Origin of the sequence: Paracoccus sp. DMF (genome assembly GCF_004407025.1) — a bacterium.
Lineage (GTDB): Bacteria > Pseudomonadota > Alphaproteobacteria > Rhodobacterales > Rhodobacteraceae > Paracoccus > Paracoccus aminovorans_B.
The window spans coordinates 1-18,057 of sequence record NZ_SOKV02000058.1 but is presented as its reverse complement, the minus strand read 5'-3'; the positions used below and the strand labels follow the sequence as shown (position 1 = coordinate 18,057).

16 protein-coding genes are annotated in these 18,057 nt (G+C 68.4%); 11 read left to right on the top strand and 5 right to left on the bottom strand.

The window, feature by feature from the left end; translation table 11 throughout:
- The first annotated feature begins 171 nt into the window (after positions 1 to 171).
- From E3D03_RS18415 to E3D03_RS18395, 5 genes are all read left to right on the top strand, one after another.
- The gene (locus E3D03_RS18415; RefSeq protein ID WP_263568152.1) at positions 172 to 1,356 is read left to right on the top strand and encodes an ABC transporter substrate-binding protein; all 1,185 of its coding nucleotides are present in this window, start codon (positions 172 to 174) and stop codon (positions 1,354 to 1,356) included.
- Positions 1,357 to 1,462: 106 nt separating this feature from the next.
- The gene (locus E3D03_RS18410; protein WP_263568153.1) at positions 1,463 to 2,329 is read left to right on the top strand and encodes an ABC transporter ATP-binding protein; all 867 of its coding nucleotides are present in this window, start codon (positions 1,463 to 1,465) and stop codon (positions 2,327 to 2,329) included.
- Positions 2,329 to 3,039 (top strand): ABC transporter ATP-binding protein, encoded by a 711-nt coding sequence (locus E3D03_RS18405; protein WP_263568151.1) that lies wholly within the window; start codon positions 2,329 to 2,331, stop codon positions 3,037 to 3,039. The genes E3D03_RS18410 and E3D03_RS18405 overlap by 1 nt, the downstream gene beginning before the upstream one ends.
- Positions 3,040 to 3,042: 3 nt before the next feature.
- Entirely contained in the window at positions 3,043 to 4,050 is a 1,008-nt protein-coding gene (locus E3D03_RS18400) for a branched-chain amino acid ABC transporter permease (RefSeq protein WP_263568150.1), read from the top strand.
- Between the two features lie 12 nt (positions 4,051 to 4,062).
- Positions 4,063 to 5,403 carry a branched-chain amino acid ABC transporter permease gene (locus E3D03_RS18395; RefSeq protein ID WP_263568149.1) on the top strand — a complete coding sequence of 447 codons (1,341 nt, stop codon included), beginning with the start codon at positions 4,063 to 4,065 and terminating at the stop codon, positions 5,401 to 5,403.
- A gap of 73 nt (positions 5,404 to 5,476) precedes the next feature.
- On the opposite strand, the gene purN is transcribed toward E3D03_RS18395, so the two are convergent.
- Positions 5,477 to 6,073: a phosphoribosylglycinamide formyltransferase gene (gene purN / locus E3D03_RS18390; protein ID WP_263568148.1), complete on the bottom strand. Its 597-nt coding sequence runs from the start codon at positions 6,071 to 6,073 to the stop codon at positions 5,477 to 5,479.
- Positions 6,070 to 7,116 carry a phosphoribosylformylglycinamidine cyclo-ligase gene (purM, locus tag E3D03_RS18385; RefSeq protein ID WP_263568147.1) on the bottom strand — a complete coding sequence of 349 codons (1,047 nt, stop codon included), beginning with the start codon at positions 7,114 to 7,116 and terminating at the stop codon, positions 6,070 to 6,072. The genes purN and purM overlap by 4 nt, the downstream gene beginning before the upstream one ends.
- Before the next feature lie 155 nt (positions 7,117 to 7,271).
- Here purM and E3D03_RS18380 point away from each other — a divergent pair, with 155 nt between their 5' ends.
- Positions 7,272 to 8,843 carry an SARP family transcriptional regulator gene (locus tag E3D03_RS18380; protein ID WP_263568146.1) on the top strand — a complete coding sequence of 524 codons (1,572 nt, stop codon included), beginning with the start codon at positions 7,272 to 7,274 and terminating at the stop codon, positions 8,841 to 8,843.
- A 1-nt stretch (position 8,844) separates the two neighbouring features.
- Here the strand turns inward: E3D03_RS18380 and E3D03_RS18375 are convergent, their stop codons facing one another.
- From E3D03_RS18375 to bhcR, 3 genes are all read right to left on the bottom strand, one after another.
- The gene (locus tag E3D03_RS18375) at positions 8,845 to 9,546 is read right to left on the bottom strand and encodes a pentapeptide repeat-containing protein (RefSeq protein ID WP_263568145.1); all 702 of its coding nucleotides are present in this window, start codon (positions 9,544 to 9,546) and stop codon (positions 8,845 to 8,847) included.
- 88 nt (positions 9,547 to 9,634) lie between these two features.
- Positions 9,635 to 11,314: a DUF6345 domain-containing protein gene (locus E3D03_RS18370; protein ID WP_263568144.1), complete on the bottom strand. Its 1,680-nt coding sequence runs from the start codon at positions 11,312 to 11,314 to the stop codon at positions 9,635 to 9,637.
- A 172-nt stretch (positions 11,315 to 11,486) separates the two neighbouring features.
- Positions 11,487 to 12,326 (bottom strand): HTH-type transcriptional regulator BhcR, encoded by an 840-nt coding sequence (gene bhcR / locus E3D03_RS18365; RefSeq protein ID WP_263568143.1) that lies wholly within the window; start codon positions 12,324 to 12,326, stop codon positions 11,487 to 11,489.
- A 184-nt stretch (positions 12,327 to 12,510) separates the two neighbouring features.
- Here bhcR and bhcA point away from each other — a divergent pair, with 184 nt between their 5' ends.
- The 5 genes from bhcA to E3D03_RS18340 form a co-directional block, all read left to right on the top strand.
- Complete coding sequence (gene bhcA / locus E3D03_RS18360) at positions 12,511 to 13,701, top strand: L-aspartate--glyoxylate aminotransferase BhcA (protein ID WP_263568142.1); 1,191 nt, start codon at positions 12,511 to 12,513, stop codon at positions 13,699 to 13,701.
- A gap of 3 nt (positions 13,702 to 13,704) precedes the next feature.
- A complete protein-coding gene (gene bhcB / locus E3D03_RS18355; protein ID WP_263568141.1) occupies positions 13,705 to 14,664 on the top strand; it encodes a beta-hydroxyaspartate dehydratase BhcB in 960 nt (319 codons plus the stop codon).
- Between the two features lie 11 nt (positions 14,665 to 14,675).
- Positions 14,676 to 15,839 (top strand): 3-hydroxy-D-aspartate aldolase BhcC, encoded by a 1,164-nt coding sequence (gene bhcC, locus E3D03_RS18350; RefSeq protein ID WP_062562425.1) that lies wholly within the window; start codon positions 14,676 to 14,678, stop codon positions 15,837 to 15,839.
- Complete coding sequence (gene bhcD, locus E3D03_RS18345; protein ID WP_263568140.1) at positions 15,839 to 16,801, top strand: iminosuccinate reductase BhcD; 963 nt, start codon at positions 15,839 to 15,841, stop codon at positions 16,799 to 16,801. Before bhcC ends, bhcD begins: the two co-directional genes overlap by 1 nt.
- Before the next feature lie 35 nt (positions 16,802 to 16,836).
- Positions 16,837 to 18,057 (top strand): nucleobase:cation symporter-2 family protein (locus E3D03_RS18340; protein WP_263568139.1); only part of this gene is annotated, 1,221 nt, incomplete at its 3' end.

The window sequence follows — 18,057 nt, the reverse complement described above, 5'->3', positions numbered from 1 at the left end:
TATGGCGAGACGCCCTATCGCAAAAGGGGCGGCTAAGATCTTCGGGGCGCGACATTTCGCCAAGGCAAACGGCAGATTTGCCCCTTGCCGCCCCGCGCAAGCGGCTTTTCTTTTCGCCGGAGGGCTTATAACCTGTCAGACAGGACAACGATCCACTCAGGGAGACTAGGAATGAAAAAGCTTCTTCTGGCCAGCGCCGCGGGTGCCTTGCTTGCCGGCGCCGCGGGCGCCGAAGAGATCAAGATGGGCATCTCGCTGGGCCTGACCGGGCCGCTGGAATCGATCTCGCCCGCGATGCAGAAGGGCGCCGAACTGGCGATGAAGGAAGTCAGCGACAGCGGCAAGCTGCTGGACGGCTCGACCGTGACGCCGGTGGTGGCCGACAACACCTGCACCGACGCCGCCGCCTCGGTCGCCGCCGTGACCCGCCTTGTCAGCGCCGAGGGCGTCAAGGGCATCATGGGCGGCATGTGCTCGGGCGAGACCATCGCCTCGGTCGAGCAGGTCGGCGTGCCGCAGGGCGTGGTGATGATCTCGCCCTCGGCCACCTCGCCGGCGCTGTCCACGCTGGACGACAAGGGCTTCTTCTTCCGCACCTCGCCCTCGGATGCGCGCCAGGGCGAAGTCATGGCCGACATCGTGCTGGAGCATGACATCAAGTCGGTCGCGGTGACCTATACCAACAACGACTATGGCAAGGGCCTGGCCGACAGCTTTGCCGAGGCTTACAAGGCCAAGGGCGGCAATGTCACCGTGGTTTCGGCCCATGACGACGGCAAGGCCGACTATTCGGCCGAGGTCGCGGCGCTGGCCGCCGCCGGCGGCGACGCGCTGGTCGTGGCCGGCTATGCCGACCAGGGCGGCTCGGGCGTGATCCAGGGCGCGCTGGACACCGGCGCCTTCTCGACCTTCGTGCTGCCCGACGGCATGGTGAACAACGTGCTGGTCGAGAAGTTCGGCACCCAGCTGGAAACCTCCTTCGGCCAGAACCCCTCGGCCGAGGGCGAAGGCCACGACAAGTTCGCCGAGCTGGCCAAGACGGCGGGCTTCGACGGCACCTCGGCCTATGCCGGCGAATCCTATGACGCGAGCGCCCTGATGCTGCTGGCCATGCAGGCCGCCAAGTCCTCGGATCCCAAGGTGTACAAGGACAAGGTGATGGAGATCGCCAACGCCCCGGGCGAGAAGATCTATCCGGGCGAGTTGGCCAAGGGGCTGGAGCTGCTCGCGGCCGGCACCGACATCGACTATGTCGGCGCCACCTCGGTCGAGCTGGTCGAGCCGGGCGAGAGCGCCGGCGTCTATCGCGAGGTCGATTTCAAGGGCGGCAAGCTCAACGTGGTCGGCTTCCGCTGAGCGGGCGGCAATCATGAAGGGGTCCGGTAAATCCGGGCCCTTTCTTCAATATACAACAATCCCTTAATGGGAATTCTTCATGCAAGGCATGAAGCTGGGGAGCGACATGATCCAGGTCCATGACCTGCACCGGCATTTCGGAGGCTTCCGCGCCGTCGATGGCGCCAGCCTGACCATCGAGCAGGGCTCGATCACCGGGCTGATCGGCCCGAACGGCGCAGGGAAATCCACATTATTCAACGTGATCGCCGGGGTTCTTAAACCCACCTCCGGCCGCGTGACCATGGCGGGCGAGGATATCACCGGCCTTGCCCCGCATGAGCTGTTCCACAAGGGCCTGCTGCGCACCTTCCAGCTTGCGCATGAGTTTTCCTCGATGACGGTGCGCGAGAACCTGATGATGGTCCCCGCCGGCCAGTGCGGGGAAACCCTGGTCAACACCTGGTTCCGCCGCGGCCGCATCCGCGACGAGGAACGCGCACTGCGCAAGAAGGCCGACGAGGTGCTTGAATTCCTGACGATTTCCCATGTCGCCGACGAAAAGGCCGGCAACCTGTCCGGCGGGCAGAAGAAGCTGCTGGAACTGGGCCGCACCATGATGGTGGACGCCAGGATCGTGTTCCTGGACGAGGTCGGCGCCGGCGTGAACCGCACGCTTCTGGGCACCATCGGCGACGCCATCGTGCGGCTGAACAAGGAGCGCGGCTATACCTTCTGCGTCATCGAACATGACATGGATTTCATCGGCCGGCTCTGCGACCCGGTGATCGTCATGGCGGCTGGCAAGGTGCTGGCCCAGGGCAGCGCCTCCAGCATCATGCAGAACGAGGCGGTGATCGAGGCCTATCTGGGCACCGGGCTGAAGAACAAGGTCGCGGCCGAGGAAGCGGTCGAGCGCGTGACCGGCGAAAGCCATGGCGCCCAGCCCGGCCTTGGCGACGAGGCCGGCGTCTTCGACCAGGAGAAACCCTGATGGCGACCCCCTATCTTTCCGCGACGGACATGCGCGGCGGCTATGGAAAGGCCGACATCCTGAACGGCTGCACCCTGACCGTGGACAAGGGCCAGATCGCGGTGATCGTCGGCCCGAACGGCGCTGGCAAGTCCACCGCGATGAAGGCGGTCTTCGGCATGCTGACCCTGCGCGAGGGCCGCGTGACGCTGGGTGGCGAGGATATCACCGCGCTGACCCCGCAGGAACGGGTGCGCAAGGGCATGGGCTTCGTGCCGCAGACGCACAATATCTTCCCGACCATGACGGTCGAGGAGAACCTGGAGATGGGCGCCTATATCCGCGAGGACGACTATCGCGACACCATGGCCCAGGTCTATGAGCTATTCCCGGCCGTGGCCGACAAGCGGCGTCAGAACGCGGGCGAGCTGTCGGGCGGCCAGCGCCAGCAGGTCGCCGTCGGCCGGGCGCTGATGACGCGGCCGAGCCTTCTCATGCTGGACGAGCCCACCGCCGGCGTCTCGCCCATCGTCATGGACGAGCTGTTCGACCGCATCATCGAGGTCGCCCGCACCGGGATTTCCATCCTGATGGTGGAACAGAATGCCCGCCAAGCCCTCGAGATCGCCGATATCGGCTATGTCCTGGTGCAGGGCGCGAACCGCTATACCGACTCGGGGTCCGCGCTGCTGGCCGATCCCGAGGTTCGCCGCACCTTCCTGGGGGGCTGACGCATGGACATCCTGAACGCCCTGGTGGCCATCCTGAACTTCGTGGTGATCCCCGCCGCCGCATACGGCGCGCAGCTGGCGCTTGGCGCGCTGGGGGTGACGCTGATCTATGGCATCCTGCGCTTTTCCAACTTCGCCCACGGCGACACCATGGCCTTCGGCACCGCGCTGGTGATCCTGGTGACCTGGGGCTTGCAGGCCATCGGCATCGGCCTGGGGCCGCTGCCGACCGCGCTTCTGGCGCTGCCCATCGGCATCGCGCTATGCGCGGTCTTCGTGCTGGCCACCGACCGGGTGGTCTATCGGTTCTATCGCCGGAAGCGGTCGGATCCGATCATCCTGGTCATGGCCTCGGTGGGCGTGATGTTCATCATGAACGGGCTGACCCGGATGACGCCGAAGATCGGCGTGAACGAAGTCCGCTTCGACGACGGCGCGCGCTTCCTGATCTCGGTGCAGGAGTTCAAGGCCTGGACCGGGCTCAACGAGGGCCTGGCGCTGCGCGTCAGCCAGGCGCTGACGCTGGTCGTCACCGCGCTGGCCTGCTGGGCGCTGTTCCGCTTCCTGAACCGCTCGCGCGCCGGCAAGGCGATGCGGGCCTATTCCGACAACGAGGACCTGGCGCTGCTGTCGGGCATCGACCCCGAGCGGGTGGTGCGGCTGACCTGGATCATCGCCACGGCGCTGGCGGTGACGGCGGGCACGCTCTACGGGCTCGACAAGAGCTTCAAGGCCTTCAACTATTTCCAGATCCTGCTGCCGATCTTTGCCGCGGCCATCGTGGGCGGCCTCGGCAATCCGCTGGGCGCGGTCGCCGGCGGCTTCATCGTCGCCTTTTCCGAGGTGGCGGTGACCTATCCCTGGAAGAAGATCGCCGCCTACCTGGGCCTCCAGCCCGACGGCATGCTGCAACTGCTGTCCACCGAATACAAGTTCGCGGTCAGCTTCGTGATCCTGATCGTGGTGCTGCTGTTCCGGCCGACCGGCCTGTTCCGCGGCAAATCCGTCTGAGGAGGGCTACCCATGTCGCATACACGTCAGGCGGAAGCCTCGAATCCATGGCGGGCGCCGCTGCTGTTCCTGGTCCTGGCCGTGCTGTTCGTCCTCGAGGGCAGCTTCCGCAGCGCCCTGTTTTCGGGCAGCTGGAACACGGCGCTGGGGATCCTGAACATGGGGCTGATCTCGGCCATCATGGTTCTGGGCGTCAACATGCAATGGGGCTATGCCGGGCTGTTCAATGCCGGCGTCGTGGGGTTCCTGGCGCTTGGCGGGCTGGCGCCGGTGCTGGTTTCAACCGCGCCGGTGGCCGGGGCCTGGGCGGCGGGCGGGCCGCGGGTGATCCTGGCGCTGGCCGTGGGGCTGGGCACGCTGGCGCTGGCCGCGCTGGCCTGGCGCCGCATCGCCGGGCCGCTGCGGGTGGTGGCGATGATCGCGGTGCTGGCAGCGGGCTTCGTGCTGTATCGTTACCTCTTCGACCCGGCGGTCGCGGCGATCGAGGCCAACAACTCGGCCGCCGCCGGCAATATCGGCGGCCTGGGCTGGCCGGTGCTGCTGAGCTGGCCGGTCGGTGCGCTGTTCGCCGCCGCCGCGGCCTGGGGCGTCGGCAAGGTGGCGCTGGGGCTGCGCTCGGACTATCTTGCCATCGCCACGCTGGGCATCGGCGAGATCATCGTCGCGGTGATGCGCAACGAGGAATGGCTGGCGCGCGGGGTCAAGAACATGTCGGGCATCCCGCGCCCGGTGCCCTATGAGCTGGACCTGCAAAGCGATCCGGGCTTCGTCGCCAAGGCCGCCGAATGGGGCATGGACCCCGGCACGGCCTCGGGCATCTGGGTGAAGCTGATGTATGCCGGGCTGTTCGGCGCGGTGCTGCTGGCGCTGATCCTGCTGGCGGAACTGGCGCTGAAATCGCCCTGGGGCCGGATGATGCGGGCGATCCGCGACAACGAGACCGCCGCCGAGGCCATGGGTAAGCATGTCACCCGCCGGCACCTGCAGATCTTCGTCATCGGCTCGGCGGTGATCGGCCTGGCCGGGGCGATGATGGTGACGCTGGACGGGCTTCTGTCGCCCAACAGTTTCAACCCCCTGCGCTATACCTTCCTGATCTGGGTCATGGTAATCGTCGGCGGCTCGGGCAACAACTGGGGCGCGGTGCTGGGCGCGGTGCTGATCTGGTTTCTGTGGATCAAGGCCGAGGTCTGGGGGCCGGAACTGATGCGGCTGATCACCCTGCCCCTGCCCGAGGGCGCGTTCCGCAGCCATATGCTGGGCGGTGCGCCGCATATGCGCTTCATCGCGCTGGGGCTGGTGCTGCTTCTGGTCTTGCGCTTTGCGCCGCGGGGGCTGGTGCCGGAGAAGTAGCTGGCGGGGGCTTTGCCCCCACACCCCCAGGATATTTCCACACAAAAGAGAAGGGCCCGTCAGGGCCCTTTCATCATGCGGCGGTCAGGTGGATCGGGTTCGTGTCGCCTTGGGCGAAACGGCGCAGCACTTCGGGGTAGAGGCGATGCTCCTGGGTCAGCACGCGGGCGGCGAGGATCTCGGCCGTGTCCGTGGGCAGGACCGGGACGCGGGCCTGGCCGAGGATCGGGCCGGCATCGAGTTCCGGCGTGACCAGGTGGACGCTGGCGCCGGCCTCGGCATCGCCGGCCTCGATGGCGCGCTGATGGGTGTGCAGGCCCGGGTATTTCGGCAAGAGCGAGGGGTGGATGTTCAGCATCCGGCCCTGGAAGCGCTGCACGAAGTCCGGCGTCAGGATGCGCATGAAGCCGGCGAGGCAGAGGATGTCGGGCTGGGCCGCGAGCAGCGGTTCCAGCAGCGCGGCTTCGAAACCGGCGCGGTCGCCCTTGAAGGCGCGGTGATCGACGGCGAAGGTCGGCACGCCGAGCGCCTCGGCCCGGGCAAGGCCGCTGGCCACCGGGTCGTTCGATCCGACGATCACGGCGCGGGCCGGGTGGCCGCCGGTCATGGATTCCACCAGCTTGACCATGTTCGAGCCGCCGCCCGAGATCAGGATGGCGACTCGTTTCACCGCAGCCGGCCGGTGTAGCGCACGCCCTCGCCCGGCGTGACATGGCCGAGGCGATGGACGGTTTCGCCCTGGTCCTGCAGAAGCGCCTCGATGGCTTCGGCGCGGTCGGGGCTGACCGCCAGGATCATGCCGATGCCGGAATTGAAGGTCTTGAGCATCTCGGCCTCGGCGATGGCACCGGCCTCGGCCAGCCAGTCGAAGACCGGCGGCAAGCTGAAGCTGTCGAGGTCCACTTCCGCGCCCAGGCCCTTGGGCAGCACGCGCGGCAGGTTCTCGGTGATGCCGCCGCCGGTGATATGGGCGGCCGCATGGACCCCACCCGCGCGGATCGCGGCCAGCACCGGCTTGACGTAAAGCCGGGTCGGAACCAGCAGCGCCTGGCCCAGCGTGCCGGTGCCGAAGGGCGCGGGCGATTCCCACGTCAGGCCGGCATGTTCGGCGACCTTGCGCACCAGCGAGAAACCGTTGGAATGCACCCCGTCCGAGGCAAGGCCCAGGAGCACGTCGCCGTCGGCGACGCCGGCGGGCAGCGCGGTGCCCCGTTCCATCGCGCCGACCGCGAAGCCGGCGAGGTCGAAATCGCCCTTGGCATACATGCCCGGCATCTCGGCCGTCTCGCCGCCGATCAGCGCGCAGCCGGACCGCCGGCAGCCCTCGGCGATGCCGGTGATGACGCGCGCCGCCTCGTCGACCGACAGCTTGCCGGTGGCGAAATAATCCAGGAAGAACAGCGGCTCGGCGCCCTGGCAGACCAGGTCGTTCACGCACATCGCCACCAGGTCGATGCCAAGCCCGTCGAGCGCGCCCGTGTCGATGCCGATGCGCAGCTTGGTGCCGACGCCGTCGGTCGCCGCGACCAGGACCGGGTCGGTGAAACCGGCCGCGCGCGGGTCGAACAGCGCGCCGAAGCCCCCCAGCCCGTCCATGACGCCCGAGCGCTGCGTGGCGGCGGCGGCGGGCTTGATCCGCTCGACCAGCGCATTGCCCGCGTCGATATCCACTCCGGCCTCGGCATAGGACAGGCCGCTGTTGCGCTCGGTCATTTCGGTTCCCCTTCGCTTTGACGCCCCGATAGCGCAGGCGCGGCCAAGTGGCAATGATCGCCTGCGTTTCCAGGGCCGCCCGGTGCCTCTTGCGCGTGTTTCTGTTGTTTCGCGGCGCCTGGAGGAATTATGGTTAATAAGACCGGAACGGGGCAATGCGGCGAGTCGAGATGCCTGCCAAGCTGAGCCTGATGGGATCCGTGCGCCTTCGCGGCTCGGGTGGGGATGATCTGACCCCGCGCAGCCAGAAGGCGCGGGGCGCGCTGGTGCTTCTGGGCACGGCGCCGGACCTGCGGCTGAGCCGGGCCCGGCTGCAAGACCTGTTGTGGAGCGAACGCGGCAAGCAGCAGGGCTCGGCCAGCCTGCGCCAGATGCTGCGCGAATTGCGCGGCGCCATGTCCGAGGAGCGCAATATCCTGCAGACCGGGATCGGCTGGGTCGGGCTGGACCCGGACCGGCTGCGCATCGACCTGAGCCCGGTCTATGACGCCGGCGGCGCGCCGATCGAATTCGCCGCCGACATCGACATCCCCGACCCCGAATTCGAAAGCTGGCTGCGCGACATGCGGCTGCGGCTGATGCCGGAAGAGGAAGGCCAGCTGCCCTGCCGGCCCGAGCCGGGCGAGCCGGGCGCCGGCGCCTATGTCGTGGCGCTGGCGCCGGTCCAGGGCAACGATGCCCGCGCGCATCTGGTCGGCGAGATGGTGGTGAACGAGGCCGCGGCGCGCGCCTGCGAGATGATCCCGGCGACGCTGGCCGACCGGCCCGAACCCGGCGCGGCGCTGATCGGCGTGCAGATCCTGCCCTTCTGCTATGCCACCGGCGGCGATTGCGCGCTGCTGACGGTCATGCGCGACCTGGCCACCGGCCGGCGGGTCTGGACGCGGCGCTTCACCATCCGCGCCGCGGACGAGACCGCAACCATGCGCCATGCCGTGGCGCAGATCACGGTGGCGCTGCTCGACCGGGCGCGGCGCGCGGCTTCGGCGAAATGGGACAGCTTCCCGATCTGGGACGTGTTCAGCTATTCGCGCGAGCGGCTGGAGGCGGCCGATGCGGTGCTGGCGCAACTGCCCGAGCGGCGGCAGAATGCTGTCAGCCTGGCGCTGCGCTCTTATCTGCGCCACACGCTGGTCTGCGAGCGGCTGGCCGAGGATCCGGCGCGGCTGTCGGACGAGGCCGAGGATTTCGCGTTGCGGGCGCGGGCGCTGGCGCCGAACAATCCGGTGGTGCTGGCGGTGGCCTCGCTGTCGGCGTCCTGGCGGAGGGATGCGGTGGGGGCGCTGGAGCTGGCGCAGGCCGCCTGCCGCACCGACCCCGACAACGAGCTGGCCTGCCACGCCCTGGCCGAGGCGCTGAGCGGCGTCGGCCGCGACCTGGAGGCGCTGGAGGCGATCGAACGCGGCGCCCGCGGCGCGCTGGCCGAACTGGGCCAGGCCAGCTGGCTGATGCGGCGGGCGCAGGTGCTGGTCCGGCTGGGCCGCTTCGGCGATGCCGAGAATTCCGCCGCCGCCGCCTTCGCCTTTGCCGCCGACCACCGTCCGGCGCTGCGGCTGCTGGCGGCGCTGCGCCACCATCGCGGCGACCGCGCCGGGGCGGCGGATGCGCTGCGCCACCTGCGCCGGATCGAGCCGGATTTCTCGCTGGAGCTGATGGCGCATCCCGATTACCCGGTCCAGACCCTGCGCAGCGCCGGGCTGATGGGCATCGTCCGGTCCGGGCTGTAGCTCAGGGCGTGACCAGCACCTCGAGCGCGATGGGCGCCTTGCCCGTCTGGCGCAGGTCCAGCACCAGCCGCGCCCGCCCCGGCGCCACGGCGCTGAAGGCCAGCACCCGCAGCGGCCCCGGCGCGGTGTCGGGCGGCTCGGGCCCCGAGAGGATCGGCGCGCCCTCGACATGGGCGGCAGGGGTCGGGCCGTCCAGATGCATTTCAAGCCGGTCGCCGCAGCGCAGGCAGACCGGCGCGCCCAGCTGCGCCTCGTGCAGGATGCAGGTCGTGGCGCGGTCGCGCGGCGCCGGATAGCGCAGCGGCGGCGCGCTGATCGCCAGCGCCCGCTGCATGGCGTCAAGCCAGGCGCCGCGCAGTCGTGCCCCGGTCAGGTCGGCGCGGTCGAGCCGGGCGCCGGTCAGATCGGCGCGCTCCAGCACCGCCTCGCGCAGGTCGGCGCCGCTGAGATCCGCCAAGCCCATGCTGGCGCCCGAGAGATTGGCCTGGAAGAACCGCGCGCCCGCCGCCCGCGCCGACCACAGGCTGGCGCCCGACAGCTGCGCGCCGGTCAGGTCGGCCTCGGTCAGGTCGGCATAGGACAGGTCGGCGCCGACCAGCGTCAGGCCCGCCATGTCGAGCCCGGCGAGATCCGCCCCGGCCAGCTGCAACCGGCCCATCGTCGCGATGCGCCGCACGATTTCGGCGCGGGTGTAATCCGCCATCGCCCACCTCAAACCGGGCCGGGCCCCTGCCCGGCCGCCCTGAATTGTGCCCGGAGACGGCTGCCTCCGTCCCCGGGCTACCGGATCGTCAGTCACCCAGGTCGGACTGGATCCAGTAACGCTTGCGAAAGCCGCGCCGGCATTCGATCTCGATCGCCTTGCGGGCGACGAGACGCGCCGTATTGCTGCGGATTCCGTAGCCGATTTCCTGCGTGCCCGGCAGCACGGTCAGTTCCAGCGGCGCCGCGCCGCGTGCCGCCAGGTCGCGCATCAGCCGCGCCGAATGCTGGGCCAGCATCTGCGGGATCGCCGGCGGCTCGAGCCCGGTTTCGACGCCGGCCGGCGGGGCCGGGTCGTCCGGCAGGCCGTTGCGATGGGCGCGGGCCGGCAGCAGCTCGGCCATGCGGCGCAGGCTCGATTCGATGCGCAGCACGGTGCCGTCCGGGCGCATGGTCAGCCGCAGCTTGCCCGAATCCGGCGTCAGCACCGGGATGCCGGCAAAGCTCTGGCGGAACTGCACCACGATCTCGTCCAGGCTTTCGCGGGCCGGCTCGTCAGGGCGGCAGGGGCTGGCGCTGGCCGACATGGCCAGCAGCACCCGGTCGAAGACCAGCTCGCAGCCCGGTTGCAGAAAGCCGTAGCGGCGCAGCGCGCTGCGGGCGCGGGCGACCAGCGCCCGGCGCTGCAGCGGCATACGGGCCTGCTGGCCGGGCCGGCTGGGCGCGAAGGCCAGCAGGATGCGGCCGTCGGGGCGCAGGTGGAACAGGCATCCGCCCTGCTCCAGCCGCAGCCCGTGCTCGCCCTGCCGGCGCAGCAGCCCAGGCTCGCCGCCGATGCGCGACAGGACCTCGCCGGCCAGGGCGAGATCTTCGGCCGGCGGCACCAGTCGCACCGCGGAAAACGCTTCGGGCGGGGTGGCCAGCCCGGGCTCGCGCGGGCCGAGGGGGGTCGGGACATGCCAGCGCCAGGCCCACCAGGCCCCGCCGCCCGCCGCCGCGCGAAAGCGCCGTTCGTGAAACAGCCGGTCCAGCGCCTCGTCGCGGCTGTCGCCGCAGGCGGCCACCGCCGGGCTCTGGTCGGTCGAGACATCGCCGCAGCCGTCCAGCCAGGCTTGCGAGAAGCTCTTGCCCAACCGCCAGTGCCGCCAGAAATTGCGGCCGTATTGGCCCGAATCCCAGCAGGAGCTGTCGAAGCCGAACATCATCCGCAGCCCGGCATTGGCCCGCGCCCAGACCTGCGTCGGCCCCTGGCCCTGGGCCGCGTCGCAGGGCAGCGACTGGCTGGCCGACCAGAACAGATAGCGCAGCCCGCCGCCGCCGAAGCGCATCCGCTCCGAGGTCAGGCAAGGATCGGCGCCGTTCCACAGCGCGCCCATCGGCAGGTGGAAGATGCCGCGCTCATCGGTGCGCCCGTGGCCGGCGTGATAGAAGACCCGCACCGAATCCATGTCGCGACCGGGGGCGTGCTCGGCCTCGCGCCGGTCGTAGATCCAGGATTTCACGCCGAGGTCGCGGCGCCAGAATTCGGGGGTGGCAAAGCCATCCACCGCATCGAGGAAGCCCTCGGCATCGCGATGCGCGGCATGCAGCGCGCCCGCGGCGCGATAGGTCTCGACGCTGCAGGCACCGTAAAGCCGGCTCGCCGCGTTGCCGGCATCCAGCACGCCGCCCGCCACAACCTCTGCGGGATCTGGGTCGTCGTCCGCCTCGGGGACAGGGTGGGCGCGCTGCGGGTGCAGAATGCCGAAACGGGGCGTGTAATCGTCCATCACCAAAGCTCCTTGCGGACAGCGCCGGGGCCGTAGGCCGGTCCCGACGCGACGGCTGCTGCAAGAGGCTAGGCCGGCCCGCGTGAACTGGGCGTGAATCCGCCAATTCACTTAACCAGCGCGCCGGTTTCCCGGTAATTTTGCGCATTTAGGCTGGTGGGCGACCGAAGAATCACGATTCGGCGCCCGTTCCCCGCGCCGGCGTCATGCCAAAGGACAGCTCGCGTGCCGCCGCGATCACCGCCTCGGACATCGCCTCCAGCCGCGCGTCCGACATGCGCAGCGTCGGTCCCGAGACCGAGATCCCCGCCGCCGCCTCGCCCGAAAGGTCGAAGATCGGCGCCGCGATGCAGCGCATCCCAGGCGTGCGCTCCTCATTGTCCAGCGAATAGCCGCGGGCGCGGATCCGGGCCAAATCCTGCTCCAGCGCCAGTGCTTCGGTCAGGGTCTTGTCGGTAAAACGCTGCAACTCCATTCCCTGCAGCATCAGCCGCAGCTGCGCCGGGCGGACATGCGCCAACAGCGCCTTGCCGATCCCCGAGGCATGCAGCGCCGAGCGGGTGCCGGGCGGAAAGAAGGCGCGGATCGTCTCATGCGTTTCGGCCTGGGACAGGAACAGCACCGCATCACCGTTCAGGATGCCGAGGTTCGCGGTCTCGCCGGTCTGCTCCATCAGCCGCCGCAACAGCGGCCGCGCGCGTTCCACCAGCCCCGAGCGGCGCATGAAGGCCGAACCGTGGCGAAAGGCGGTCGGCCCGACATGCCAGGCCTGGGTCGCGGGATCGGTCTCGGCCACGCCGCGCGCGGCCAGCGTCACCAGCACCCGATGCACGGTCGAGGGCGCCATGTCGAGCCGCTGCCCGATCTCGCTGAGCGTCAGCCCGCTGGAACTGGCGATCAGGTCCAGGATGTCCAGCGCCCGGTCCAGCGCGCGGATGCCGCCCGAATCCTCGGCCCCCGGCCCGGCCGTGCGCCCGCGCGGGCGGCCCCTTTTGCGCAATTCTGCCGACATTCAATTATTCCTTGCGATAGATATGCGGGATTATTGAAAATCGCAAATCCCGCATGGAAAAGCCCAACATCCTGTTTCTGCGCCCTTTTACACGGTTTTTCCGCGATTGCGAAATATTTTTCAGAAAAATTGCCCGAATGGACAGCAAGGCCTAGGCTGGGTGACAAGCGCAGGAGGAATTGCCATGACCAGCCAGAACCCGATCTTCATTCCCGGCCCGACCAACATCCCCGAGGAGATGCGCAAGGCCGTCGACATGCCGACCATCGACCACCGCTCGCCGGTGTTCGGCCGCATGCTGCACCCCGCCCTGGAAGGCGTCAAAAAGGTGCTGAAAACCGAGAGCGCACAGGTTTTGCTGTTCCCCTCGACCGGCACCGGCGGCTGGGAAACCGCCATCAGCAACACGCTGTCGCCCGGCGACAAGGTGCTGGCGGCCCGCAACGGCATGTTCAGCCACCGCTGGATCGACATGTGCCAGCGCCACAGCCTGGACGTCACCTATGTCGAGACGCCCTGGGGCGAAGGCATCCCGGCCGACCGCTTCGAGGAGATCCTGACCGCCGACAAGGGCCACGAGATCCGCGTCGTGCTGGCCACGCATAACGAGACCGCGACCGGCGTCAAATCCGACATCGCCGCCGTCCGCCGCGCGCTGGACAACGCCAAGCACCCGGCGCTGCTGTTCGTCGACGGCGTCAGCTCCATCGGCTCGATGGACTTCCGCATGGACGAATGGGGCGTGGACATCGCCGTCACCGGCAGCCAGAAGGGCTTCATGCTGCCGCCGGGCCTGGCCATCGTCGGCTTCTCGCCCAAGGCGATGGCGGCGGTCGAGACCGCCCGCCTGCCGCGCACCTTCTTCGACATCCGCGACATGGCGACCGGCTATGCCCGCAACGGCTATCCCTATACGCCGCCGGTCGGCCTGATCAACGGGCTGAACGTCGCCTGCGAGCGGCTGCTCTCGGAAGGGCTCGAGAACGTCTTTGCCCGCCACAACCGCATCGCCTCCGGCGTGCGCGCCGCGATCGAGGCCTGGGGGCTGAAGCTTTGCGCCGTCCGCCCCGAGCTCTATTCGGACAGCGTCAGCGCCATCCGCGTGCCCGAGGGTTTCGACGCCAACCGCATCGTCAGCCATGCGCTGGAGACCTATGACATGGCCTTCGGCACCGGCCTGGGCGAAGTCGCGGGCAAGGTATTCCGCATCGGCCACCTGGGCAGCCTGACCGACGCCATGGCGCTGTCGGGCATCGCCACGGCCGAGATGGTCATGGCCGACCTGGGCCTGCCGATCCGGCTGGGTTCGGGCGTCGCCGCCGCGCAGGAGCATTATCGCCAGTCCACCGCCGCGGCGCTGAAAAAGGCCGCCTGAGGGATGAAGGACGCCATGTATATCCCGACCTATCAGGACATGCTGGACGCGCATGAGCGCATCAAGCCGCATATCCGGCGCACGCCGATCCGCAGCTCGGACTACCTGAACGAGCTTGCCGGCGCGCAGCTGTTCTTCAAATGCGAGAACTTCCAGGAGCCGGGGGCCTTCAAGGTCCGCGGCGCCACCAACGCGGTCTTCGGCCTGGACGACGCACAGGCGGCCAAGGGCGTCGCCACGCACAGCTCGGGCAACCATGCCTCGTGCCTCAGCTACGCGGCCATGCTGCGCGGCATCCCCTGCAATGTGGTCATGCCCCGCACCGCGCCGCAGGCGAAAAAGGACACCGTGCGCCGCTATGGCGGCAGGATCACCGAATGCGAGCCCTCGACCAGCTCGCGCGAGGAAACCTTCGCCAAGGTGCAGGCCGAGACGGGCGGCGATTTCGTCCACCCCTATAACGACCCGCGCGTGATCGCCGGCCAGGGCACCTGCGCCCGCGAGGTGATGGAGCAGACCGACGGGCTCGACATGATGGTCGCGCCGATCGGCGGCGGCGGCATGATCTCGGGCACCTGCCTGACGCTCTCGACGCTGGCGCCCGAGGTCAAGGTCATCGCGGCCGAACCCGAGCAGGCCGACGACGCCTATCGCAGCTTCAAGGCCGGCCACATCATCGCCGACGATGCGCCGAAGACCATTGCCGACGGCCTCCTGGTGCCGTTGAAGGACCTGACCTGGCATTTCGTCAAGAACCACGTCAGCGAGATCTACACCGCCTCGGACGCCGAGATCGTCGATGCGATGAAGCTGATCTGGAAACACCTGCGCATCGTGATGGAGCCCAGCAGTGCCGTGCCGCTGGCCACCATCCTGAAAAACCCCGAAGCCTTCGCCGGCAAGCGCGTCGGCATCATCGTCACCGGCGGCAATGTCGATCTCGACAAGCTGCCTTGGATCTGAGGAGCATTCCCATGAACGCGAAAGCGGATTTCGCCGGCTTCGAAGTCGGCTATGACATTCCCGCCCTGCCCGGCATGGACGAGGCTGACATCCAGACGCCCTGCCTGATCCTGGACCTGGACGCGCTGGAGCACAACGTCAAGAAAATGGGCGATTACGCCAAGGCCCATGGCATGCGCCACCGCAGCCACGGCAAGATGCACAAGTCCGTCGACGTGCAGAAGCTGCAGGAATCGCTGGGCGGCGCCGTCGGCGTCTGCTGCCAGAAGGTCTCGGAAGCCGAGGTCTTTGCCCGCGGCGGCATTAAGGACATCCTGGTGTCGAACCAGGTGCGCGACGCAGCCAAGATCGACCGGCTGGCCCGCATGCCGAAACTGGGCGCCACCGTGACGGTTTGCGTCGATGACGTGGCGAACGTGGCCGACCTGTCGGCGGCGGCGCAAAAGCACGGCACCAACCTGGGCGTGTTCATCGAGATCGACTGCGGCGCCGGTCGCTGCGGCGTCAAGACCACCCCGGAGGTGCTAGAAATCGCCCGCGCCGTGGCAGCGGCCCCCGGCCTGACCTTCAAGGGCATCCAGGCCTATCAGGGCGCCATGCAGCACATGGACAGCTATGAGGATCGCAAGGCGAAACTCGACGCCGCCATCGCCCAGGTCAAGGACGCCGTGGATGCGCTGACCGCCGAAGGGCTGAAGCCCGAATTCGTCTCGGGCGGCGGCACCGGCTCGTATTATTTCGAATCGAACTCGGGCGTCTATAACGAGCTTCAGTGCGGCTCCTATGCCTTCATGGATGCCGACTATGGCCGCATCCACGACAAGGACGGCAAGCGCATCGACCAGGGCGAATGGCGCAACGCGCTGTTCATCCTGACCTCGGTGATGAGCCATGCCAAGCCGCATCTGGCGGTGGTCGATGCCGGGCTGAAGGCGCAGTCGGTCGATAGCGGCCTGCCCTTCATCTATGGCCGCGACGATGTGAAATACATCAAGTGCAGCGACGAGCATGGCGTGGTCGAGGATCCGCAGGGCGTGCTGAAGGTCAACGACAAGCTGCGGCTGGTGCCCGGCCATTGCGACCCGACCTGCAACGTCCACGACTGGTATGTCGGCGTCCGGAACGGCAAGGTCGAGTCGGTCTGGCCGGTCTCGGCGCGCGGAAAGGCCTATTGATGTTCATCGTTGCCGAGAAGGAAATCGCGGGTCTGATGACCCCCGAGGCGGCCTTCGAGGCCATCGAGGCGGTCTTCGCCTCGATGGCCCGGCGCAAGGCCTACAACTTCCCGGTGGTCCGCGAGGCCATCGGGCATGAGGATGCGCTTTACGGCTTCAAGGGCGGCTTCGACGGCGCCGCGCTGGTGCTGGGCCTGAAGGCCGGCGGCTACTGGCCGCACAACCAGAAGCACGGGCTGATCAACCACCAGTCCACGGTGTTCCTGTTCGACCCGGATACCGGCCGGGTCTCGGCAGCCATCGGCGGCAACCTGCTGACGGCGCTGCGCACGGCGGCGGCCTCGGCGGTGTCGATCAAGTATCTGGCGCCGAAAGGCGCCAAGGTGCTGGGCATGATCGGCGCCGGCCACCAGTCCGCCTTCCAGATGCGGGCGGCGGCCAATGTGCATCAGTTCGAGAAGGTCATCGGCTGGAACCCGCATCCCGAGATGCTGGGCCGGCTGGCCGAGACCGCGGCCGATCTGGGCCTGCTCTTCGAGGCGGTCGAGCTGGACCAGCTGGGCACCGAGGCCGATGTGATCATCTCGATCACCTCGTCCTTCTCGCCGCTGCTCTTGAACGAGCATGTCCAAGGCCCGACGCATATCGCGGCCATGGGCACCGACACCAAGGGCAAGCAGGAGCTGGATCCGGCGCTGGTCGCGCGCGCCCGGGTGTTCACCGACGAGGTCGCGCAGTCGGTGACGATCGGCGAATGCCAGCACGCCATCGCGGCCGGCCTGATCGCGGAGGAGGCGATCGGCGAGCTGGGCGCGGTGGTCTCGGGCGACGATCCGGGCCGCAACGGCGCGGAAGTCACCATCTTCGACGGCACCGGCGTGGGCCTGCAAGACCTGGCCGTGGCGCAAAAAGTCCTTGAAATCGCCAAGGAAAAGGGGCTGGCGCAAGACGTCGAGATCTGAATGTAACGTCCTGAAAACTGGGAGGTATGGGACGAATGCAAGCGAGCCGAACCCCGCCCGGGTTCGATCCGGTCGAGGAGCGCATCGCCGCTCCTCGGCTGTTGACCCTGGGTCTCCAGCATGTGCTGGTCATGTATGCCGGCGCCATCGCGGTGCCGCTGATCGTCGGCCGCGCCCTGCAGCTTTCGCCGCAGGACGTGGCCTTCCTGATTTCCGCCGACCTGTTCGTCTGCGGCATCGTCACCATCATCCAGAGCTTCGGCGCCACGCAATGGTTCGGCATCAAGCTGCCGGTGATGATGGGCGTGACCTTCGCGGCCGTGGGGCCCATGGTCGCCATCGCCTCGGCCAATCCCGGCCCCGAGGGCGCGCGGATGATGTTCGGCGCCATCATGGCGGCGGGGCTGATCTCGATCCTGTTCGCGCCGCTGGTCAGCCGCATGCTGCGGTTCTTTCCCAGCGTCGTCACCGGCACGGTGATCCTGGTCATCGGCGTGTCGCTGATGCCGGTGGGCATCAACTGGATCTTCGGCCTGCCGGTCGGCCCGACCGCGCCGAAGCTGGTCGATCCCGCCGCCCAGGCCTGGCTTGACACCGCCATCGCCGCCGGCGGCGTGCCCGAGGGCGTCAAGCTGCTGCCGACCGTCGCCAACCCCGACTACGCCTCGCTGCCGCGCATCCTGATCGGCATCACCGTGCTGGCCTCGATCCTGCTGATCGCGCGTTATGCGCGGGGTTTCGTCGCCAATATCGCGGTGCTTCTGGGCATCATCATCGGCGGCGTCCTGGCCGCAAGCCTGGGCATGATGCATTTCGGCGGCGTTTCCGGCGCGGTCTGGTTCGCGCCAATCAAGCCTTTGCATTTCGGCGCGCCGATCTTCGATCCGGTGATGATCCTGACCATGCTTCTGGTCATGTTCGTGACCATGATCGAATCGACCGGCATGTTCCTGGCGCTTTCCGACATCTGCGGCCGCCGCATGACGCCCAAGGCGCTGGCCGCGGGCCTGCGCGTGGACGGGCTCGGCACCGCCATCGGCGGGCTGTTCAACACCTTTCCCTATACGTCCTTCAGCCAGAACGTGGGCTTGGTCGGCGTGACCGGCGTGCGCTCGCGCTTCGTCTGCGTGGCGGGCGGCGCGATCATGATCGTGCTGGGGCTGATCCCCAAGATGGGGGCGCTGGTCGAAAGCCTGCCCACCACGGTGCTGGGCGGCGCGGGCCTGGTGATGTTCGGCATGGTCGCCGCGACCGGC